Genomic DNA, 25,029 nt, shown 5'->3' with positions numbered 1-25,029 from the left:
CTACAGCGCCTCCAGCTCGGCCATCAGGTCGGACAGACGGTCGGCCTTGGCCTCGTCGATCCGCGCGTCCTGCTGCCCGACGAGGTACGCCGCCAGGGCCTGCAGGGTGTTGAGTTCGAACATGGCGCGCAGCGGCACGTGGTAGCCCAGCTCCTTCTGCAGCCGACTGACGATCTGCGTGGCCAGCAGCGAATGACCGCCGAGGGCGAAGAAGTCGTCGCTCATGCCGATCTGCTCGACCTGCAGGACCTCGGACCAGATCGCCGCCAGTTGCCGCTCCAGCTCGGTGGCCGGAGCGACGTAGACGGCGTGCGCCACCTCCGGCTTCGGCAACGCACGGCGATCCAGCTTGCCGTTGGCACTGAGTGGCATCTTCTCCAGCAGGACGAAGTGGCTCGGCACCATGAATTCCGGCAGGTGGGTCTTCAGATGTGCCTTCAGGTCATCGATGTCCAGGCTCGCATCCTGCGGCACCAGATAGGCCGCCAGCTGCTTGCCGCTCGGACCGTCGATATCGATCACGCTGGCTTCCCATACCGCCGGATGCTCCTGCAGACGCGCTTCGATTTCGCCCAGTTCGATACGCAGACCACGGATCTTCACCTGATGGTCGATACGCCCGGCGTACTCGATGATGCCCTCGCCGCGATAGCGGGCCAGGTCACCGGTGCGGTACAGACGGCCGCCCTCGGACGAGAACGGATCCGGCACGAAGCGCTCGGCGGTCAGCGAAGGACGGTTGTGGTAACCGCGGGCCAGACCGACGCCGCCCAGGTACAGCTCGGCGGCGCAGCCCGGGGCGGCTGGCAGCAGGCCGTCTTCGAGGATATGGGTTTTGAGGTTGTCGATTGGCTGACCGATCGGCACGCTCAGGTGGTCGTCAACGGTGCAGGTCCAGTGAGTCACGTCGATGGCCGCTTCGGTCGGGCCGTACAGGTTGTACAGGCCGGCCTGTGGCAGACGTTTCAACACTTGCGCGGCCAGCTCGGCCGGCAGCGCTTCACCACTGCACACCACGCGTTTCAGGCTATCGCAGCTCTCGACCTGCTCGCTGGTCATGAAGGCCTGGAGCATCGACGGCACGAAGTGCAGCGTGCTGACGCCGTACTCGTTGATAGTCGCCACCAGACGCTCCGGATCACGGTGATCACCCGGCAGTGCAACCGCCAGGCGGGCACCGGTCAGCAGCGGCCAGAAGAACTCCCACACCGACACGTCGAAGCTGAATGGCGTCTTCTGCAGCACGGTGTCGCTGCCATCGAGGCCATAGGCCTTCTGCATCCAGTGCAGACGGTTGACCAGCGCGCGGTGGCTGTTGCCGGCGCCTTTCGGCTTGCCGGTGGAGCCCGAGGTGTAGATCACGTAGGCCAGGTTTTCCGGCACGGTGTGCAGCGAAGGGTTGGCTTCGCTGTACCCGTTCAGGTCCAGTCGATCCAGGCACAGGGACTGCACCGAGTCTGGAACCGGAAGTTGTGGCAACAGCGCCGCCTGGGTCAGCAGCAGACCAATACCACTGTCCTCGATCATGTAGGCCAGACGGTCCTGTGGATAATCCGGGTCCAGCGGCACGTAGGCGCCGCCGGCCTTGATGATCGCCACCAGGCCGATAACCATTTCCAGGCTGCGTTCGACCGAGATACCCACCAGCGAATCCGGGCCGACGCCCTGCTCGCGCAGCTTGTGCGCCAGCTGGTTGGCCCGGCGGTTGACCTCGGCGTAGCTCAGTTCTTCACCGGCGAAGACCAGCGCCGGCGCATCCGGCGTTGCCGCCACCTGCGCTTCGATCAGGCTCTGGATGCACGCCTCGCTCGGGAACTCGGCGGCGGTGGCGTTCCAGTCGCGCAGGATGTGCTGTTGCTCAGTGCCATCGAGCATCGACAGCTCACCCAGCGCGGTCTCGCCGCTCACTACCAGCGCATCGAGCAGTTGCCCCAGATGCGCCGCCAGTTGCGCCACGGTTTCCCCCGCCAGCTGGCTACGGTCGTAGCTCATGCGCACGGTCAGTCGCTCGCCCGCCTCGATCACCAGGGTCAGCGGATAGTGGGTCTGCTCCTGACTCACCACCTTGTCGAACACCAGCGATTGCGGTGCCGCCTGTTGCAGGGCATCGGCGATCGGGTAGTTCTCGAAGACCATGATCGAGTCGAACAGCGCCTCGCCACTCCAGCCGGCCCAGCGCTGGATATCGTAGAGCGGCGTGTGTTCATGCTCGCGCACGGCCAGGTTGCGTGCCTGCACCTGCTGCACGAAGTCGCCGACGGACTGCTCGGCACGCGGGCTGCCCACCACCGGCAGGGTGTTGATGAACAGACCGAGCTGTTCCTCGACACCCGCCAGGTCGGCCGGACGGCCGGCCACGGTGGCACCGAAGGTCACGCCCGACTGCCCGGTATAGCGCTGCAACAGCAGCATCCACGCGGCTTGCAGCAGGGTGTTGGCGGTGACGCGCTGATCGCGGGCGAAGTCGTTGAGACGACGGGTACGCGGCGCATCCAGGGTCAGCACCTGGTCGGCGAAGCCTTCACCCTCCACCGGCGCCTTGAACACCGGCACCAGGCGGGTCGGCTCGCTCAGGTCGATCAGTTGCTCGCTCCAGAAGCGCTCGCTGACCTGGGCATCGCGGCCCTGCAGCCAGTGGATGTAATCGCCGTAGCGACCCCGTGGCGCCGCCACCGCTTCGCCGCGGTAGTGCTGCAGCACCTCACCAAGCAGACGCGAACTGCTCCAGCCGTCGAGGAGGATATGGTGGCTGGTGTACACCAGCTGCCAGCAATCCTCGCCGGTGCGCAGCAGGGTCAGACGCAGCAGCGCGTCGTGCTGCAGGTCGAAGCCACGCTGCTGGTCCGCCTCGGCGAACGCGTCCAGCGCCGCTTCCAGATCGGCACGAGCACGCCAGTCCTGAACCTCGAACGGCAGCGCCAGGTGCTTGCGGATCACCTGCAACGGCTGGCCGAAACTGCTGACGAAGTTGGCGCGCAGCACCTCATGGCTGTCCACCACCGCCTGCCAGGCCGCGCGGAAGCGTTCGACATCCACACCGCGCACCTCGGCGCGCAGCTGGTTGACGTAGCTGCCGCCCTCCTGCTCGAACAGGCTGTGGAACAGCATGCCCTGCTGCATCGGCGACAGCGGGTAGAGGTCGGCGATCTCGCGGGCCGCCAGCGGGAACTCGTCCAGTTGCACCTGGCCGAGGCCGGCCAGCGGGAAGTCCGATGGCGTCATGCCGCCCACGCCAGCGCTCAGGCAGTGAGCGATCAGTGCGCGGAGTTCGACGACATACGCGTCGGCCAGGCGCTGCACCGTGGCCTCGTCGAACACCTCGGCACTGAAGGTCCAGTCCAGCGCCAGCTCACCGCCGGCCACCTGGCCGTCGATGCTCAGCAGGCTGCCCAGGCTGGCCTGCGGGCTGACGCCCTGGCCACGGCTTTCGCTGGCCGGCACGAACAGGCTGTCTTCGAAACCGGCGTCGAGCTGACCCAGGTAGTTGAAGACGATGCTGCCCTGGGCCAGCGCGGCCAGGCTGTCGCGTGCCGCCGGGTTGCCGAGGTAGCGCAGCAGGCCATAGCCAAGGCCCTTGTCCGGTACCGCGCGCAGCTGTTCCTTGACGGTCTTGACCGCCACGTCCAGCTCCGCCACGGCGCTCAGCTTCAGCGGATACATCGCGGTGAACCAGCCGACGGTGCGGGTGATGTCCAGCTCGGCGAACAGCTCTTCGCGACCATGGCCTTCCAGACGCACCAGGGTCTCGGCGCGACCGGTCCAGCGACCGATCACCCGCGCCAGGGCGGTGAGCAGCAGGTCGTTGATCTGCGTGCGGTAGGCCGCCGGGGCCTCCTGCAGCAGTTGACGGGTCAGTTCGCGGTCGAGACGGCTGCTGACCGAACGGGCATGGCGCTGCGCCAGGCTGCCGTCGGGACGGTCGCACGGCAGCTCGTCGCTGACGCCTTGCAGCTGTGCCTGCCACCAGCCCAGTTGCGCCTCCACCTCGGTACTCCGCGCATGCTGTTGCAGACGCTCGGCCCAGTGCTTGAACGAGCTGGTCTTGCGTGGCAGCGCGGCGCCGTTGTAGGCCGCCTGCAGGTCTTCCAGGAGGATGCGCCAGGACACGCCGTCCACCACCAGGTGGTGGATCACCAGCAGCAGGCGCTGTTCGCCCCGCGGCAGATTGACCAGCAGCGCGCGCAGCAGCGGACCGTTTTCCAGATCGAGGCTGCGTTGCGCCTCATCGGCCAGTGCCTCCAGTTGCTCGATGGCGGCCAGTTCGCGGACCCACAGCACAGCGTCCGCTTCGCCGCGCAAGTGCGCCTGCCCATTGCGGAAGCTGGCGCGCAGCCCATCGTGCTGAACCAGCAGCGCCTGCAGCGCGGCATCGAGGATGTCGGCACACAGCGACTCCCGTGGTGCCAGCAGCACGGCCTGGTTCCACTGTTGCGGCTCGGCGATCTCGCGCTCGAAGAACCACTGCTGGATCGGCGTCAGCGGCATCTCGCCCAGCACGACGCCCTGCTCCGCCTGCACCGCCGAGGCCCGGCTCGCCACCTGGGCGACGCCCTGCACGGTCTGGCGCTGGAACAGATCTTTCGGGGTGAACACGATGCCGGCCTGACGGGCGCGGCTGACCACCTGGATGGAGATGATCGAGTCGCCGCCCAGTTCGAAGAAGTTGTCGGTGACGCCGACCTTCTCCAGTTTCAGGACTTCGGCCCAGATGTTTGCCAGTTGGCTTTCCAGCGCGCTGGTTGGCGCGACGTAGGCCGCCTGGGTCACTTCCGGCTTCGGCAGCGCACGGCGGTCCAGCTTGCCGTTGGCACTCAGTGGCATCTTCTCCAGCAGAACGAAGTGGCTTGGCACCATGAATTCCGGCAGGTGGACCTTCAGATGAGCCTTCAGTTCGTCGATGTCCAGGCTCGCATCCTGCGGCACCAGATAGGCCGCCAGCTGCTTGCCGCTCGGACCGTCGATATCGATCACGCTGGCTTCCCATACCGCCGGATGCTCCTGCAGACGCGCTTCGATTTCGCCCAGCTCAATACGCAGGCCGCGGATCTTCACCTGATGGTCGATACGCCCGGCGTACTCGATGATCCCTTCGCCGCGATAGCGGGCCAGGTCACCGGTGCGGTACAGACGGCCGCCCTCGGACGAGAACGGATCCGGTACAAAGCGCTCGGCGGTCAGCGATGGACGGTTGTGGTAACCGCGAGCCAAGCCGACGCCGCCCAGGTACAGCTCGGCGGCGCAGCCTGGGGCGGCTGGCAGCAGGCCGTCTTCGAGGATATGGGTCTTGAGGTTGTCGATAGGCTGACCGATCGGCACGCTCAGGTGGTCATCAACGGTGCAGGTCCAGTGAGTCACGTCGATCGCCGCTTCGGTCGGGCCGTACAGGTTGTACAGACCGGCCTGTGGCAGACGTTTCAGCACCTGCGCGGCCAGCTCGGCCGGCAGCGCTTCACCACTGCACACCACGCGCTTCAGGCTGTGGCAGCTCTCGACCTGCTCGCTGGTCATGAACGCCTGGAGCATCGACGGTACGAAGTGCAGCGTGCTGACCCCGTACTCATTGATGGTCGCCACCAGACGCTCCGGATCACGGTGATCACCCGGCAGTGCAACCGCCAGGCGGGCACCGGTAAGCAGCGGCCAGAAGAACTCCCACACCGACACGTCGAAGCTGAACGGCGTCTTCTGCAGCACGGTATCGCTGCCGTCGAGGCCGTAGGCCTTCTGCATCCAGTGCAGGCGGTTGACCAGCGCGCGGTGGCTGTTGCCGGCGCCTTTCGGCTTGCCGGTGGAGCCCGAGGTGTAGATCACGTAGGCCAGGTTTTCCGGCACGGTGTGCAGCGATGGATTGGCTTCGCTGTAGCCCGTGAGGTCCAGTTGATCCAGGCACAGTGCTTCCACGCCCGCCGGGATCGGCAGTTGTGGCAGCAGCGCCGCCTGGGTCAGCAGCAGACCAATGCCACTGTCCTCGATCATGTACGCCAGACGGTCCTGTGGATAATCCGGGTCCAGCGGCACGTAGGCACCGCCGGCCTTGATGATCGCCACCAGGCCAATGACCATTTCCAGGCTGCGTTCTACCGAGATACCGACCAGCGAATCCGGCCCGACACCCTGCTCGCGCAGCTTGTGCGCCAGTTGGTTGGCCCGGCGGTTGACCTCGGCGTAGCTCAGTTCCTCACCGGCGAAGACCAGCGCCGGTGCATCCGGCGTCGCCGCCACCTGCGCTTCGATCAGGCTCTGGATGCACGCCTCGCTCGGGAACTCGGCGGCGGTGGCGTTCCAGTCGCGCAGGATGTGCTGTTGCTCGGACACGTCCAGCATCGACAGCTCACCCAGCGCAGTCTCACCACTCACCACCAGCGCATCGAGCAGTTGCCCCAGATGCGCCGCCAGTTGCGCCACGGTTTCCCCCGCCAGTTGGCCACGGTCGTAGCTCATGCGCACGGTCAGTCGCTCGCCCGCCTCGATCACCAGGGTCAGCGGATAGTGGGTCTGTTCCTGGCTGACGATGGCATCGAAGGTCAGGGCATCCGGAGCCGCGCCTTGCAGGGCATCGGCGATCGGGTAGTTCTCGAAGACCATGATCGAGTCGAACAGCGCCTCGCCACTCCAGCCGGCCCAGCGCTGGATATCGTAGAGCGGCGTGTGTTCATGCTCGCGCACGGCCAGGTTGCGCGCCTGCACCTGCTGCACGAACTCGCCCACCGACTGCTCGGCACGCGGGCTGCCCACCACCGGCAGGGTGTTGATGAACAGACCGAGCTGTTCCTCGACACCCGCCAGGTCGGCCGGACGGCCGGCCACGGTGGCACCGAAGGTCACCCCCGACTGCCCGGTATAGCGCTGCAACAGCAGCATCCACGCGGCTTGCAGCAGGGTGTTGGCGGTGACCCGCTGGTCGCGGGCGAAGTCGTTGAGGCGACGGGTACGCGGCGCATCCAGGGTCAGCACCTGGTCGGCAAAGCCTTCGCCCTCCGCCGGTACCTTGAACACCGGCACCAGGCGGGTCGGCTCGCTCAGCTCGGCCAGCTGGCCGCGCCAGAAGTCCTGGCTGACCTGCACGTCCTGGCCCTGCAGCCATTCGATGTAGTCGCGATAACGCCGGCCCGCGGGCGGTGTGTGTCCGCTGTAGCGCTGCAGCACTTCGCCGAGCAGGCGCGAATTGCTCCAGCCGTCGAGCAGGATGTGATGGCTGGTGAACACCAGGAAATGGCTGTCCACGCCGGTGCGCAGCAGGCTCAGGCGCAGCAGCGGGTCGCGCTGCAGGTCGAAGCCGCGTTGCTGGTCGGCGGCGGCCCAGGCGTTCAGCGCCTCGGCGCAGCTGTCGCGCTCGCGCCAGTCCAGCTCGACGAAGGCCATCTCGGCCTGCCGGCGGATCAGTTGCAACGGCTGTTCGAAGCCACTGAGGAAATTGGCGCGCAGCACATCATGGCTGTCCACCACCGCCTGCCAGGCGGCGCGGAAGCGCTGTACGTCGAGGCCGCGCACCGTGGCCGACATCTGGTTCACGTAGCTGGCCGCGTCCTGCTCGTACAGGCTGTGGAACAGCATGCCCTGCTGCATTGGCGACAGCGGGTAGAGATCGGCGATCTGCGCGCCGGCCACCGGCAGGCTGTCCAGTTGCTGCTGGTCGAGGCCGGCCAGCGGGAAGTCCGACGGCGTCACGCCACCGGCCGTGCTCAGGCAGTGCTCGATCAGTTCACGCAACTCGCGGCCATAGGCATCGGCCAGGCCCTGCACGGTGCTGATATCGAACACCTCGCCGCTGAAGCTCCACAGCAGTTCCAGCTGGCCGTCGAGCACCTGGCCGTTGATCGCCAGCAGGCTGTCCAGCGGCGCCTCGGCGTCCTGGCCCTGGCCGCTGCTCTCGCCGGACGGGGCGAACAGCGCATCGGCCGAGGCGAAGCTGCCATCCAGCTGGCCGAGGTAGTTGAACACGATGCTGCCCTGGGCCAGCGCGGCCAGGCTGCGCTGCGTCTGCTCGTCGCCGAGCCAGCGCAGCACGCCGTAGCCGAGGCCCTTGTGCGGCACCGCGCGCAGCTGTTCCTTGACGGTCTTCAGCGACTCGCCCAGAGCGCCAGCGGCACTGAGTTTCACCGGGTACATGCTGGTGAACCAGCCGACGGTGCGGGTGGTGTCGAGGCCGTCGAACAGGTCTTCGCGGCCGTGGCCTTCCAGGCGCACCAGGGTGTCGGCGCGACCGGTCCAGCCACTGATGGTGCGGGCCAGGGCGGTGAGCAGCAGGTCGTTGATCTGCGTGCGGTAGGCCGCCGGAGCGTCCTGCAGCAATTGCCGGGTCAGCTCGGCGTCGAGGTGCGTGCGCACCGACACTTCATGCTTGTGCCGTTGCCCGCCATCGGCGTGGTCCAGCGGCAGCTCGTCGCTGACGCCCTGCAGTTGCGCCTGCCACCAGCCCAGCTCCGCGGCCAGCGCCGGGGTACCGGCGAAGGCATGCAGGTGCTCGGCCCAGGTCTTGACCGAATGGGTCCTGGCCGGCAGCGCGGCGCCGTGGTAGGCCGTCTGCAGGTCTTCCAGGAGGATGCGCCAGGACACCCCGTCCACCGCCAGGTGATGGATCACCAGCAGCAGGCGTTGTTCGCCCTGCGGCAGCTCGACCAGCAGCGCGCGCAACAGCGGACCGTTTTCCAGGTCGAGGCTGCGTTGCGCCTGGTTGGCCAGTGCCAGCAGGCCGTCGTGGCTGGCCAGTTCACGGACCCAGAGCAGTTCGCCGGCGACCTGGTCGCGGAAGTGCGCGCGGCCCTCGACGAAGCTCAGGCGCAGCGCATCGTGGTGCGCCAGCACGCTGTGCAGGGCACGTTCCAGCGACGCGGCGTCGAGACGCACGGTCGGCTTGAGCAGCACCGACTGGTTCCAGTGCTGACGCTCGGGGATCGGGCTGGCGAAGAACCATTGCTGGATCGGCAGCAACGGGGTTTCGCCGCTGGCCGGGCCCTGCTCGATCCGCACCGCCGCGGCGCGGCTCGCCACCTGGGCGATACCCTGCACGGTCTGGCGCTGGAACAGGTCTTTCGGGGTGAAGACGATGCCGGCCTGACGGGCGCGGCTGACCACCTGGATGGAGATGATCGAGTCGCCGCCCAGTTCGAAGAAGTTGTCGGTGATGCCGACCTTCTCCAGTTTCAGCACCTCGGCCCAGATTGCCGCCAGCTGGCTTTCCAGGGCCGTGCCCGGAGCGACATAGGCCGCCTGGGCCTGACTCACGTCGGGCTTGGGCAGCGCACGGCGGTCCAGCTTGCCGTTGGCACTGAGCGGCATCTTCTCCAGCAGGATGAAGTGGCTCGGCACCATGAATTCCGGCAGGTGCGCCTTCAGGTGGGTCTTGAGCAGGTCCTTCAGTTCGCCGCTGTCCTCGGCCACCAGGTAGGCCGCCAGTTGCTTGCCACTCGGGCCGTCGATATCGATCACGCTGGCCTCGCGCACCGCCGGGTGCTCCAGCAGACGCGCCTCGATTTCGCCCAGCTCGATACGCAGGCCGCGGATCTTCACCTGATGGTCGATACGTCCGGCGTACTCGATGATGCCCTCGCCGCGATAGCGGGCCAGGTCACCGGTGCGGTACAGACGGCCGCCCTCGGACGAGAAGGGATCCGGCACGAAGCGCTCGGCGGTCAGCGATGGACGGTTGTGGTAACCACGGGCCAGACCGACACCGCCCAGGTAAAGCTCGGCGGCGCAGCCTGGAGCGGCTGGCAGCAGGCCGTCTTCGAGGATATGGGTCTTGAGGTTGTCGATTGGCTGACCGATCGGCACGCTCAGGTGGTCATCAACGGTGCAGGTCCAGTGAGTGACGTCGATCGCTGCTTCGGTCGGGCCGTACAGGTTGTACAGGCCGGCCTGTGGCAGACGTTTCAACACTTGCGCGGCCAGCTCGGCCGGCAGCGCTTCACCACTGCACACCACGCGCTTCAGGCTGTTGCAGCTCTCGACCTGCTCGCTGGTCATGAAGGCCTGGAGCATCGACGGCACGAAGTGCAGCGTGCTGACGCCGTACTCATTGATGGTCGCCACCAGACGCTCCGGATCACGGTGATCACCCGGCAGGGCAACCGCCAGACGGGCACCGGTCAGCAGCGGCCAGAAGAACTCCCATACCGATACGTCGAAGCTGAACGGCGTCTTCTGCAGCACGGTATCGCTGCCGTCCAGACCATAGGCCTTCTGCATCCAGTGCAGGCGGTTGACCAGCGCGCGGTGGCTGTTGCCGGCGCCTTTCGGCTTGCCGGTGGAGCCCGAGGTGTAGATCACGTAGGCCAGGTTTTCCGGCACGGTGTGCAGCGATGGATTGGCTTCGCTGTAGCCCGCCAGGTCCAGTCGATCCAGGCACAGGGACTGCACCGAATCCGGAACCGGCAGTTGCGCCAGCAGCGAACCCTGGGTCAGCAGCAGACCAATGCCACTGTCCTCGATCATGTAGGCCAGACGGTCCTGTGGATAATCCGGGTCCAGCGGCACATAGGCACCGCCGGCCTTGATGATCGCCACCAGGCCGATGACCATTTCCAGGCTGCGTTCGACCGAGATACCCACCAGCGAATCCGGGCCGACACCCTGCTCGCGCAGCTTGTGCGCCAGCTGGTTGGCCCGGCGGTTGACCTCGGCGTAGCTCAGTTCCTCGCCGGCGAAGACCAGCGCCGGCGCATCCGGCGTCGCCGCCACTTGCGCTTCGATCAGGCTCTGGATGCACGCCTCGCTCGGGAACTCGGCGGCGGTGGCGTTCCAGTCGCGCAGGATGTGCTGCTGTTCGGCAGCCTCCAGCAGCGTCAGTTCACCGATCCGCTGCTGCACATCGACGCTCAGGGACGCCAGCAACTGCTGCCAGTGCGCGGCCATGCGGGCGATGGTGTCGGCCTCGAACAGCGCCGTGGCGTAGGTCAGCGACGCACTCAGGCCGTCGTCCTGCTCGACGGTGTTGAGCATCAGGTCGAACTGCGCGGTGTGCTTCTCCGAGAGCACCGCTTGCAGGCTCAGCCCGGCCAGTTGCGGGGCCAGTTGCGGCGCCTGGTTCTGGTGGTTGTACATCACCTGGAACAGCGGGCTGCGGCTCAGGTCGCGCTGCGGCTGCAGGGCTTCGACCAGTTGCTCGAACGGCAGGTCCTGATGGGCCTGGGCCTGCAGGGCATGGCGCTTGACCTGCTGCAGCAGCTCGGCCACGGAGGTCTGCGCGTCGATCTCGGCCTTGAGCACCTGGGTGTTGACGAAGAAGCCGATCAACGCCTCGGTTTCCGCGCGGTTGCGGTTGGCGATCGGCACGCCGACGCGCACGTCCGCCTGGCCCGAATAACGGTGCAGCAGGGTCTGGAACGACGCCAGCAGCAGCATGAACAGGGTCACGCCCTGCTCCTGGGCCACGACCTTCAGGCGTGCGGCCAGTTCAGGGTCCAGGCTCAGGTTGAACTGCGCGCCCTCGGTGCTCTGCACCGGCGGACGCGGATGGTCGGTGGGCAGCTCCAGCACCGGCTGCTCGCCGCCCAGTTGCGCGGTCCAGTAGGCCAGTTGCCGGGCCTTCTCCCCCGCTTCCATCCACTGCCGTTGCCACAGGGCATAGTCGGCGTACTGGATCGCCAGCGGCGCCAGTCGCACCGCCTCGCCCTGACTGTGACCGGCGTACAGGCGCATCAGCTCGTCGACCATGATCGGCATCGACCAGCCGTCGGTGACGATATGGTGCTGGACCAGCACCAGCACATGCTCGTCCGCGCCCAGATGGAGCAGACGCACGCGCAGCAGCGGGCCGTGTTCCAGGTCGAACGGACGCAGGGTCTCGGCCTCGACGAACAGGCGCACCTGCTCCTCGCGGGCCAGTTCCGACGCCGGCAGTTGTTCCACGGCCAGCACGAACGGCGCCGGTTCATGGATGATCTGCACGGCCTGGCCGCCGTCCTGGCGGAAGGTGGTGCGCAGGGTTTCGTGGCGGGCAATCAGCTGTTCGAAGCTCAGTTCCAGCGCGGCGATATCCAGCGCGCCACGCAGGCGCAGAGCCGCCGGCATGTTGTAGGCCGCGCTGTGCGGCTCCAGCTGCCAGAGGAACCACTGGCGCTGCTGGGCATAGGACAGCGCCAGCGGCTGGCTGCGATCGGCGCGGGCGATGGCCTGCAGCTTGCTGCTTTCGCCCTGCGCGACCTGATGGGCGAAGCCGCGCAGGTCCTTGGCTTCGAACAGGCTGCGCAGCGACAGCTCGATCTTCAGGCTCTGGCGCACGCGGGAAATCACCTGGGTGGCCAGCAGCGAGTGACCGCCCAGCTCGAAGAAGCTGTCGTCGAGACCGACGCGCTCGATTTTCAGCACATCGGCCCAGATGGCGGCCAGTTGCTGTTCCAGCTCGCTGACCGGGGCGACGTAGGTGGTTTGCGATTGCGTGGCGTCCGGCTTCGGCAGGGCCTTGCGGTCCAGTTTGCCGTTCGGCGTCAGCGGCATGGCGTCGAGCACCACGAAGTGGGTCGGCACCATGTAGTCCGGCAGGTTGGCCTTCAGCGAGGCCTTGAGCTGATCGACGTCGAGCTCGCCACGGGCGACCAGATAGGCCACCAGTTGCTTGCCCTGCGGGCCATCGATATCCAGCACGACCGTCTCGCGCACCGCCGGATGCTCCAACAGGCGGGTTTCGATCTCGCCCAGTTCGATGCGGTAGCCGCGGATCTTCACCTGGTGGTCGGCGCGGCCGACGTATTCCAACACGCCATCGGCGCGACGGCGGGCCAGGTCGCCGGTGCGGTACAGACGCTCGCCTGGAGCGCCGAACGGATTCGGCACGAACACCGGCACGGTGCGGCGGGTGTCGCCGACATAGCCGCGACCCACGCCAGTGCCAGCCACGCACAGTTCGCCCACGGCGCCCAGCGGCACCAGTTCAAGGGCATCGTCCAGCAGGTAGATCAGGTTGTTGTCGGTCGGCGTGCCGATCGGCAGGTAGGTGCTTTCCGTGGATTTCTGGTCGACGCGGAAGAACGCCACGTCGTCCGAGCACTCGGCCGGACCGTAGGCATTGACCAGCCCGATCTGTGGATAACGCTGCAACCACTGCTTCGCCAGCTCGGGCGGCATGGCTTCGCCGGTCGGCAGCATCCAGCGCAGGCCGTCCAGATTGACCCGTTCCTCGGCCAGCAGACCCTGGATCAGCGATGGCACGCTTTCCAGCACGGTGATGCCTTGCTGGGTGACATGCGCCAGCAGCGCCTGCGGATCGCGGGCAATGTCGTTCGGCACGATATCCACACGGGCGCCGAACAGCGGCGCGGCGAGGAACTGCCAGACGGAAATGTCGAAGCTCTGCGAGGCGGTCTGGGCGATCACATCTTTCTCGCTCAGATCGAGGTACGGCACCTTGCTCAGCTGGTTGTTGAGCATGCCGCGCTGCTCGACCATCACGCCTTTCGGCAGGCCGGTGGAGCCGGAGGTGAAGATCACGTAGGCCAGGTTGTCCGGGCCGCTGTAGCGACCTGGGTTGGCGATGGAATGCCCACCCTGCTGGACCTGTTCCCAGACCAGCAGTTGCACGCCTTCAAGCCCGACCAGCAGTTCGCGGGCCTGCGCTTCGCACGCGGCGCTGCACACCAGCACCGGCGCCCCGCTCTGCCCGATCACGCCGCTCAGGCGTTGATTCGGCAGCGCCGGATCCAGCGGCAGGTAACCCGCGCCCGCCTTGAAGCTGCCGACGATCATGCCCAGCAAGTCCGGACCGCGCTCGGCCAGCAGTGCAATCGGTTGATCGAAGCCGACACCCGCCGCGATCAGGGCATGGCCCAGGCGGTTGGCGGCGCTGTTCAGCTCGGCATAGCTGTGCGTCTGGTCGAGATAGCTGACGGCAACCCGCTGCGGATGCAGGGCCACCTGCTCTTCGAACAGCGCCACATAGCCACGCTCCAGCGGATATTCGCGGGCACTCTGGTTGCAGCCTTCGGTGAGGAACGCACGCTCGTCGGCGCCCAGCAGCGGCAGCTCGGCCATATCGCCATGGAAGCCCTGGACCAGCGCCAGCAGCAGGCGCTTGAACTCGGCCAGCATGCCCTGCACGGTGCTTTCGTCGAAATAGCGTTGGTCATAGGACAGGTGCAGGCCAAGGTCGTCGCCCGGGTAGCACACCGCGGTCAGCGGGTAGTTGGTGTGGGTACGGCCGGAATCCGAGGTGGCGTTCAGGCTTTGCGCGCGGTCCAGTACCGAGACTTCCACCGGGGCGTTCTCGAACACGAACAGGCTGTCGAACAGCGGCATGCCCTTGGGCAACTCGCTGAGCTCCTGGATATTCACCAGCGGCAGGTACTCGTACTCGCGCAGCTGCATGTTGCTGTCGAGCAACCCGCTCAGCCACTGGCGCACACTCTGGCGCTGGCCGTCACGCGGCAGGCCGATGCGCAGGGCGATGGTGTTGATGAACAGGCCGACGGTGCGCTGCATCTGCGGCATGTCCACCGGACGCCCGGCCACGGTGACACCGAACAGCACGTCGCGGTCGCCGCTCAGGCGGCGCAGGGTCAGGGCCCAGGCGGCCTGGGCGAAGGTGTTGACGGTCAGCTGGTGCTGCTGCGCCAGTTCGCGCAGGCGGGCGCCATCGGCCACGTCGAGGCGGGTGTAGACATCGCCCACCACCATGCCGCCGCTCTCGCTGGCGTGTTCGCGCAGGTACGGACGGTCGCTCGGAATCGGCGTCGGCCGCTCGAAGCCGCGCAGGTTGTCGCGCCACCAGTTGCGCGCCTGTTCCAGGCCGCGCTGCTGCAGCCAGCCGATGTAGTCGCGGTAGCGCGGTGCCGGCGACAGTTGCGCCTCGCGTCCCTCGCCGAGGGCCATGTAAATGTCGAAGAAGTCGTTCATCAGCAGAGAACGGCACCAGGCATCGATGAGGATGTGGTGGTTGCTCATCATGAACCAGTAGCTGGCCTCGCCGACGCGGATCAGGCGCAGGTGGAACGGCGCCTGGTGCAGCAGATCGAAACCGGCCTCGCGCTCGCGCTTGTGCAGGGCCTGCAGTTTCGGGTCCTGCTGGTCGGCGGGCACGTCGCGCCAGTCGAGGTATTCCACCGCGGTCGTGCCCGGCTTGTGGATAACCTGCAGCATGCCCTCGCCGATATCCCAGCAGAACGAGGCGCGCAGCGCTTCGTGGCGGGCGACCACGGCCTGCCAGGCACGGCTGAAGCGCTCGGGGTCGAGGTCGCTGTTGATGCGGTAGCGGTCCTGCATGTAGTACAGGCCGGTGCCCGGCTCCAGCAGGGTGTGCAGGAGCATGCCCTCCTGCATCGGGGTCAGCGGGAACACGTCCTCGATCCGCGCCGCCGGCACCGGCAGGGCGTCGAGCTGGGCCTGGGTCAGGCTGGCCAGGGGGAAGTCGGACGGGGTCAGACCACCGCTGCCATCGGCGACGCAGTGCTCGACCACGGCCTGCAACTGCGCCAGGTAGGCATCGGCGAGGGCTTCGATGGTCGCGGCCTGATGGCGCTCGGCGCTGAAGGTCCAGCGCAGCACCAGTTCGCCGGCGTAGACCTGGGCATCGATGCTCAGCTCGTTGGGCAGCGGCGCCTGGGGATCATGGGCGGTACCGGCGGACTCTTCCAGCGGACGGAACAGCGCATCGCTGGCGAAGCTCTGGTCGAACTGGCCGAGGTAGTTGAAGGTCACCGGCGCCACCGGCAACGCGCGCATCGCGGCGCGGCTGGCGTCGTCGCCGAGGTAGCGCAGCACGCCGTAGCCGAGGCCCTTGTGCGGTACCGCGCGGAGTTGCTCCTTGATCGCCTTGATCGAGGCGGACAGCCCGGCGGTCGGGGTCAGGCGCAGCGGGTAGGCGCTGGTGAACCAGCCGACGCTGCGGGTCAGGTCGATCTCGTCGAACAGGCTTTCGCGGCCATGGCCTTCCAGCTGGACCAGCGCCGACGGCTGCTCGGTCCACTGGCAGAGCACCCGCGCCAGGGCGGTGAGCAGCAGGTCATTGACCTGGGTGCGGTAGGCGCTCGGCGCCTGTTGCAACAGTTGGCGGGTGCGCTGCGCGTCCAGGCGCACGCTGACGCTCCGGGCATGGCGGTTCTGCTGGCCGCCAGCCTGGTCGACACCTGGCAGCGGCATCTCGGCGCCGCCCAACTGGGCTTGCCACCAGTGGCGTTCCGCGCCCAGCGCTTCGCCGCCGGCATAGGCGGACAGGCGCTCGGCCCAGTCGCGCATGGCGTTGGTCTTGGCTGGCAGTCGCACGGCGTCGCCGGTCTGCAACTGGCGATAGACCGTCTGCAGGTCTTCCAGCAGCACGCGCCAGGACACGCCGTCCACCACCAGGTGATGGATCGCCAGCAGCAGGCGCTGGCGGCCCTGGCCCGCATCGACCAGCAGGGCGCGCAGCAGCGGACCCTGTTGCAGGTCGAGGCTGCGCTGGGTTTCGTCGTAGAGGTTGCCGCAGTCGTTCAGGTCAGCGACCTGCGCGACCCGCAGCAGATTGTCGTCCGCCGCGCGGAACTGCGCCTGCCAGGCACCGTCACGCTCGCGGAACGCCAGGCGCAGGGCATCGTGCTGCTGTTGCACGGCCTTCAGCGCCTGCTCCAGCAGGACGGCATCGAGGGTCTGGGTCGGCTCCAGCAGCACCGCCTGGTTCCAGTGCTGGCGGTTGGCGATCGGGGTGTCGAAGAACCAGTGCTGGATCGGCGTCAGGGCCGAGGCGCCGCTGAGCGGGCCCTGCTCGGCGCTGACCACTTCGCGGGTGGTGGCGACGGCGGCCAGGGTCTGCACGGTCTGGTGCTGGAACAGGTCGCGCGGGCTGAAGTGGATACCGGCGGCACGGGCACGGCTGACCACCTGGATCGACAGGATCGAGTCGCCGCCCAGTTCGAAGAAGTTGTCGTTGAGACCGACCTGGGCGACGTTGAGCACTTCGCCCCAGATCCGCGCCAGGCTCTGTTCCAGCGCGCTGCTCGGCGCCACGTACTGCTGGCGGTTGAGCTCCGGGTCCGGCGCCGGCAGGGCGCGGCGGTCGAGCTTGCCGTTGGCGGTGAGCGGCATGGCGTCGAGCAGGATCAGGTGGGTCGGCACCATGTAGTCCGGCAACTGCGCCTTGAGCGCGGCTTTCAGTTCATCGCGCAGTTGCGCCTGGCGCGCTTCGTCCTGGCTGGCCACATCGCTGACCAGGTAACCGGCCAGTTGCTTGCCCGCCGTGGTGTCCAGGGCCAGCACCACCGCTTCGCGGATGGCGGCGTGGTCGAGCAGGCGGGTCTCGATCTCGCCCAGCTCGATACGGAAACCGCGGATCTTCACCTGATGGTCGACCCGGCCGATGTACTCCACCAGGCCGTCGGCGCGCTGGCGCACCAGGTCGCCGGTGCGGTACAGGCGCCCGCCTGCGTCGGAGAACGGATCGGCGACGAAGCGCTCGGCGGTCAGGCCCGGACGCTCGTGGTAGCCGACCGCGAGGCCGGCACCGCCGACATACAGCTCACCGGTGGCGCCCTGCGGGACCAGGGCCAGGTCGGTGTCGAGGATATAGGCGACCCGCGCCCCCACCACGCTGCCGATCGGCACGCTGGCCTGGCCCTCGTCGAGCTCGGCCGGCGACAGGCAGGCCAGCGGCATGACCACGGTCTCGGTCGGACCATAGGCGTTGAAGAACAGCGCCGGCGCGAAGGCCGCGCGAATGCGCTGCAGGTGCTCGCCGGTCAGCGCTTCACCGCCGGTGATGCACATGCGCACCGGCAACTGTTGCCCCTGGGTGGCGAGGAACTGCGCCAGCTGGCTGCCGTAGCTCGGGGTGAAACCGAGGATATTCACGCCCTGCTCGCGGATCAGCGTGCAGATCTCTTCGGCATCCCACTGCCCCTGGGCGCGCAGCACCAGGCGCGCACCGGTCAGCAGCGGCACCAGCAGGCGCTCGGTGGCGGCGTCGAAGTTGATCGAATAGAAGTGCAGTTCGCAGTCGTCCGGGCGCATGTCGAAGCGCTTGATCACCGCCTGGCAGTGCATGGCGATCTCGCCATGGCTGACCACCACGCCTTTGGGCAGGCCGGTGGAGCCGGAGGTGTAGATCAGGTAGGCCTGGTGCTGCGGCAGGTTGACGAACGGCGGCTCGCTGTCCGGGTAGGCCGCCAGCCGTGGCAGGTCGTCCTCCAGGCACCAGCGCGCCACGCCTTCGGGCAGCTCGCCGAGGGCCTCCAGCAGTTTCGCGTCGCTGAGCAGCAGGCGCACGCCGCTGTCCTGGATCATGTACTGCAGGCGTTCCAACGGGTATTCCGGGTCCAGCGGCACGTAGGCGCCGCCGGCCTTGAGGATCGCCAGCAGGCCGACGACCATCTCCAGCGAGCGCTCCAGGGCCAGGCCGACCCGCACCTGCGGGCCGACGCCACGCTCGCGGAGCATCCAGGCCAGGCGATTGGCCTGGGCATCCAGCTCGCCGTAGCTGAGGGTTTCACCACGGAAAGTCAGCGCGCCGGCCTCGGGGTTGGCCTTGACCCGCTCGCTGAACAGGCTGTGGATGCACTGGTCGAGGCGCTGCTCGCCGGCTTCCGCGCCGAGACTGTCGAGCAGGTGCTGGCGCTCGTCGGCGGCCAGCAGCGGCAGTTCGCCGAGACGCTGGTGCGGATCGGCCAGCAGCGCCTGCAGCAGGTTGCGCCAGTGCGCGGCCATGCGGGCGATGCGCGGCTCGTCGAACAGGTCGGTGCTGTAGGTCAGGCAGCAGCCCAGGCGATGGTCCAGTTCGGTGACTTCGAGGTTGAGGTCGAACTTGGTGGCGCGGGCATCGTTGACGATGTACTCCACGGTCATCCCGGCCAGCTCGCGGCTCTGCTGGAACTCCCAGCGCTGCACGTTGCACATTACCTGGAACAGCGGGTTGTAGGCGGCGCTGCGCGGCGGTTGCAGGGCTTCCACCAGGTGGTCGAACGGCAGGTCCTGGTGCGACTGGCCTTCGATCACGGTGTGACGCACCTGCTCGAACAGCTCGCCGACGCTCATCTGCCCGTCGAGCTGCACGCGCAGCACCTGGGTGTTGAGGAAGGCACCGATCAGCCCTTCGCTTTCCGGGCGGATGCGGTTGGCCACCGGCGCGCCGATGCGCAGGTCGGTCTGGCCGCTGTAGCGGTAGAGCAGCACCGCCAGGGCGGCGGTCATGGTCATGAACAGGGTCAGACCCTTTTTCGCGTTGAAGGCGCGCACGCGGCCGGCCAGGTCATCGCTGAGGTCGAAGCGGAACAGCTCGCCCTGGTGGCTCTGCACCGCCGGCCGCGGACGGTCGCCGGGCAGCTCCAGCAGCGGATGTTCGTTGCCCAGTTGCGCGGTCCAGTAGTCCAGCTGGCGCTGGCGCTCGCCGGACTCCAGCCACTGGCGCTGCCACACGCTGTAGTCGAGGTACTGCACCGCCAGCGGTTGCAGCGGCGACGGCTTGCCGTCGAGGAAGGCCTCGTAGAGCAGGCCCAGTTCGCGGGCGAAGATGTCCATCGCCCAGCCTTCGGTGACGATGTGGTGCAGGGTCAGGACGAAGTAGTGCTCCTGCTCGCCGGCCTTGACCAGGCAGGCGCGCAGCAGCGGACCGGTTTCCAGGTCGAAGGGCGTGTGCGCCTCGCTGTCGGCGAAGGCCTGCAGGCGTACCTGGCGCTCGGCGGCGGGCAGCGCGGAAATGTCCAGCCACTGCATGGCCACGCCGGTCTCCTCGGAGACTTTCTGGCAGGCCACGCCATCGATGCTGGGGAAGGTGGTGCGCAGGGTTTCATGGCGCAGGATCAGCGCCTGCAGGGCCGCCTCGAAGCAGCCGATGTCGAACGCGCCACTCAGGCGGGCCATGCCGCCGACGTTGTAGGCGGGGCTGTCCGGCTCCATCTGCCAGAGGAACCACATGCGCTGCTGCGAGTACGACAGCGCCACCGGCTGGCTGCGATCGACACTGCCGATGGCCTGCTGGCTGTTGCGCTGGCCGGCGGCCTGCAATGCGGCGACGGCGCCGGCGAAGGTGCCCAGTTCGCGATGCTCGAACAGCACCCGCAGCGGCAATTCGACGTCGCAGCTCTGGCGCACGCGGGAAATGATCTGGGTGGCCAGCAGCGAGTGGCCGCCCAGGTCGAAGAAATCATCGGCCAGGCCGACCCGCGGCACGCCCAGCACATCGCGCCAGATCGCGGCGATGCCACGCTGCAGCTCGGTTTCCGGCTCGATATGTTCGCGGGACTGCCATTGCGGCTCGGGCAGCGCGCGACGGTCCAGCTTGCCGCTCGGGCCGAGGGGCATCACGTCCATGCGCACCAGTTGCGCCGGGACCATGTACTCCGGCAGTTCCAGGGCCAGTTCGGCCTTGAGCCGGGCAATCTGCGCGGCCTCGCCCTCCTCGCCCGCCTCGGCGGTGAAGTAGCCGACCAGTTGCGCACCGGCGGCGGTTTCGCGGACCAGCACGGCAGCCTGGCCGACGCCGTCCAGGGCCAGCAGGCGTGCCTCGATTTCCTGCGGTTCGACGCGGAAGCCGCGCAGTTTCACCTGGTGGTCGAGACGCCCGAAATACTCCAGGGCGCCATCGGCGGCCCAGCGCACACGGTCGCCCGTGCGGTACAGGCGCGCACCCGGCTCGCCGCCGGCATCCGGCACGAAGCGCTCGGCGGTCAGCGCGGCGCGACCCAGGTAGCCACGGGCCAGGCCGATGCCGCCGATGCACAGCTCGCCGGCGACGCCGTCGGGCTGGGCATTCAGTTCGCTGTCCAGCACCCGGCAGATCACGTTGCCCAGCGGCCGGCCGATCGGCGAACGGGCGCCGTCGCTGATCTGGCAGTGCCAGTGGGTGACGTTGATTGCGGTCTCGGTCGGGCCGTAGCGGTTGTGCAACTGGGCGTCGGGCAGTTGCGCCAGCACGCGATTGCGCAGCTCGGCGGGCAGCGCTTCACCGCCGGAGAAGACCCGGCGCAGGCTGCTGCAGTTGGCGCTCAGCGGCTCGTCGATGAACAATTGCAGCAGCGGCGGCACGAAGTGCAGCGTGGTCACGCCATGTTCCGCCACCAGTTGTGCGATGCGGTGCGGATCGCGGTGCTCGCCGGGCGCGGCGATGACCAGCTTGCAGCCGGTGATCAGCGGCCAGAAGCACTCCCACACCGACACGTCGAAGCTGATCGGCGCCTTCTGCATCAGCACGTCGCTGGCGTCCAGGGCATAGGTGGCCTGCATCCATTGCAGGCGCTCGGCCAGGGCCGCGTAGGTATTGCCGACGCCTTTCGGCTGGCCGGTGGAGCCGGAGGTGTAGATCACATAGGCGAGGTTGTCGCCGTCCAGGTGCAGGCCCGGCGCGTGGCTCGGCCAGTTGTCCAGCTTGAGGGTGTCCAGGGCGATGGCGCTGACGCCATCGGCGCCGGGCATGTCGCCGAGCAGGTGGCTCTGGGTCAGCAGCAGCGACACGCGGCTGTCGGCGAGCATGTAGGCCAGGCGCTCGCTCGGGTAGTCCGGGTCCAGCGGCACGTAGGCGCCGCCAGCCTTGACGATCGCCAGCAGGCCGATCAGCAGTTGCGGCGAACGCTCCACGGCGATCGCCACCTTGACGTCGGGGCCGACGCCCTTGTCGCGCAGGTAGTTGGCCAGGCGGTTGGCCTGGGTGTGCAGTGCGGCGTAGTCCAGGCTGCCGCCGTCCCACACCAGCGCGGTGCGCTCGGGGCTGCGCTGCGCCTGGTCGTTGAGCAGCTCCGGCAGCCAGCGCCCGGCCGCGGCGCACGGGGCCACGCTCCAGGCGGCCTGGCGCGCCTGTTCGGCGTCGTCGAGCAGTTGCAGGTCGCCGAGGGCGATGTCCGCCTGCGCGCTGACCTGGGTCAGCAGGCGCACGTAATGGGCGGCCAGACGCTGGATGGTGGCGCGTTCGAACAGCTCGTCGGCGTAGTCGAAGGACAGGTTGATGCGCCCGCCGCGGTCTTCCTCGCTGTGCAGTTGCAGGTCGAACTTGGCTTCGCGGCTGTGCCACGGCAGCTCGTCGGCGAGCAGGCCCGGCAGGCGGCGCAGCGCACCGAGGTCGCGCTGCTGGTGGTTGAACATGACCTGGAACAGACCCTGCTCGCGGGCCTGCGGGAAGGCTTCGACCAGTTGGTCGAACGGCAGGTCCTGATGCGCCTGGGCATCCAGCGCGGCCAGACGGGTGCGCGTCAGCAACTGCTCGAACGGCAGGCGCGGATCCAGCTCGGCGCGCAGCACCAGGGTGTTGATGAAGAAGCCGATCAGGCCCTGGGTTTCCTGGCGCGGACGGTTGGCGCCAGGCACGCCGATGCGGATATCGGTCTGTCCGCTGTAGCGGTGCAGCAGGCTCTGGAAGCCGGCCAGCAGGAGCATGAACGGCGTCGATTGATGGTTCTGCGCGGCGGCCTTCAGCGCCTTGCTCAGCTCGGCGCTCAGACGCAGGCTGTAGCGCGCGGCGCTGTGCTGGCGGCGGGCGGAACGCGGGTGGTCGGTGGCCAGGTCGAGGCTCGGCTGTTCCTCGCCCAGTTGCTGTTTCCAGTAGGCCAGCTGACGCTCGGCTTCACCCCGGGCCAGCCACTCGCGCTGCCACTGGCCGTAGTCGGCGTAACGCACCGGCAGGGCTTCCAGCGCCAGCGGCTGGCCCTGGACGGCGGCGGCATACAGGCGCGAGAACTCGTCGATCAGCACGTTCAGCGACCAGCCGTCGGCGATGATGTGGTGCATCGTCACCAGCAGTTGATGTTCCTGCTCGTCGAGGCAGACCAGTTGCACCCGCAGCAGCGGACCATTTTCCAGGTCGAACGGCAGGCGCGCCTGTTCTTCGCGGATGGCCTGGGCACGCTCGCGGCGCTCGTTCTCGTCGAGATCACTGAGGTCGATGCGCTGGATGGCGAACGGGCCGGCGGCGTCGATGCGCTGCAGGGCCACGCCGTCCTTCTCGTAGAAACGCGTGCGCAGCGCTTCGTGACGCTCCACCAGGCGCTGGAAGGCGCCGCGCAGGGCTTCTTCGTCCAGCTCGCCGCGCAGGTTGAGGCCGGCGGGAATGTTGTAGGCGCTGCTCTGCGGATCCAGCTGCCAGGTGAACCACAGGCGGTTCTGCGCCAGGGATTGCGGCAGGTCCTGTTCGCCCGCCAGGCGCACGATGCGCTCCTCGGCCTGGGCACCGGACTGCACGCCCTCGATGGCGGCGACGAAGCCTTGCAGGGTCGGTGCTTCGAACAGCAGGCGCAGGTTCAGCTCGATGCCCAGCGCTTCGCGCAGGCTGGCGACGACCTGGGTGGCGAGGATCGAGTTGCCGCCGAGCAGGAAGAAATGATCGTCGGCGGCGATGTCATCGACCTGCAGGTGTTCGCGCCAGCTGCGCGCCACCAGCTCGCCCAGGTTGGACTGGGCCAGGCTCGCGCCGTCGGCTTTTTCAGCGCCGGCCCGCGGCGGGAACAGCGCGTAGCTGTCGAGACTGCCATCGGCCAGGCGGGTGCGGCAGGCGGAGCGCTGCAGCTTGCCGCTGGAGGTCTTCGGCAAGGCGCCGGGATTGAGCAGCACCACCACCGCCGGGGCCTGCTGGTAGGCGTCGGCGACGGTCTGGCGCAGGGTGCGGATCAGCTCCTCGGCCGGCACGTTCTTCTGCACGCTGCGGCCGATCTCGGCGGCGATGCCGATGCCTTCGACGCCGTCCTGGGTGACCGCGAACGCCGCGACACGGCCCTTGCGCACCACATCCACTTCGCGCTCGACGGTCTGCTCGATGTCCTGTGGATAGAGGTTCTGCCCGCGGACGATGAGCATGTCCTTCAGGCGGCCGGTGATGTACAGCTCGCCGTCGCGCATGAAGCCGAGGTCACCGGTGCGCAGCCAGGTCTGGCCGGCGTGCTCGACGAAGGTCCTGGCCGTGGCCTCCGGGTTGCGCCAGTAGCCGTGGGCGATGCTCGGCCCGCTGGCCCAGACCTCGCCGACCTGGTTTTCGCCGAGCTCTGCCAGGCTCTGCGGATCGGCGATCAGCACGGCGTGTTCCGGCTGGCTGGTGCCACAGCTCATCACCGGGCTGCCCTGCCCCGGCTCGGCGACATTGCGCGCCAGGGCCTGCTCGTCGAGGCGCAGGTGCGGAATGCCCTGGCCGCGCTTGCCGCCGGCGACGAACAGGGTCGCCTCGGCCAGGCCGTAGGAGGCGAAGAAGCGGCTGGAATCGAAGCCACAGCCGGCGAACTTCTCGGCGAACGCCTCCAGGCTGTCCAGGCGGATCGGCTCGGAACCGGAATAGGCCACGCGCCAGCCGCTCAGGTCGAGGCGGGCCAGGGCCGAATCGCTGACCCGTGCCGCGCACAGCTGGTAGGCGAAGTCCGGACCGCCGCTGATGGTGCCCTTGTATTCGCTGATCGCCTCCAGCCAGCGCAGCGGCCGGGTCAGGAAGTACGCCGGCGACATCAGCACGCAGGGCACGCCGCTGAAGATCGGTTGCAGCAGGCCGCCAATCAGGCCCATGTCGTGGTACAGCGGCAGCCAGCTGACGATCACGTCATCCGGGTTGATATCGATGCCGAAGCCGTGGCGGATGAGCTTTTCGTTGGCCACCAGGTTGCCGTGACTGACCTGCACGCCCTTGGGCAGCGCGGTGGAGCCGGAGGTGTACTGCAGGAAGGCGATGTCGTCGCCACTCAGTTGCGGCGCTTGCCAAGCCTGGGCGGCGGCGCTGTCGAGGGTGTCCACGCAGAGCAGCGCCGGCGCGCCTTCGGCCTTGAGTTCGGCGACTTCCAGCAGGCTGTCGCGCAGGGCCGAGGCGGTCAGCACCAGGCTCGGCTCGGCGTCGGCGATGATCGACAGCAGACGCTCCTGGTGATGGCGGCGGTTGGACTCCGGCGGATAGGCCGGCACGGCGATGATGCCGGCGTACAGGCAGCCGTAGAACGCCGCGACGTAGTCCGGGCCGCTGGGGAACAGCAGGATCGCGCGGTCGCCGAAACGGGCCTGGGCCTGCAGGGCAGCGGCGATGGTCCGCGCGCGCTGGTCGAGGTCGGCGTAGGTCAGCACGATGCCCTGGTCCTGCTCGTCGGAGAGGAAACGCAGCGCCAGCTTGTCCGGCGTCTGTGCGGCACGACGTTGAAGGGACTGGGCCAGGGTGTCTGGAAGTTCAAACGCATCCAT

At 67.9% G+C, this 25,029-nt stretch carries 1 protein-coding gene; it reads right to left on the bottom strand.

Annotated elements, in window-relative coordinates; translation table 11 throughout:
• On the bottom strand, positions 1 to 25,029 hold the full coding sequence (locus CHB99_RS16390; protein WP_084702560.1) for a non-ribosomal peptide synthetase: 25,029 nt from the start codon (positions 25,027 to 25,029) through the stop codon (positions 1 to 3).

The organism is Pseudomonas japonica, assembly GCF_900188455.1.
GTDB classification, from domain to species: domain Bacteria; phylum Pseudomonadota; class Gammaproteobacteria; order Pseudomonadales; family Pseudomonadaceae; genus Aquipseudomonas; species Aquipseudomonas japonica.
The sequence above is the reverse complement of the archived record's forward strand: the minus strand, read 5'-3'. Positions and strand labels throughout refer to the sequence as shown.

What these genes read in the sequence shown, in the direction of transcription:
- CHB99_RS16390 (WP_084702560.1), bottom strand. Translation starts at nt 25,029, where the DNA reads ATGGATGCGTTTGAACTTCCAGACACCCTGGCCCAGTCCCTTCAACGT.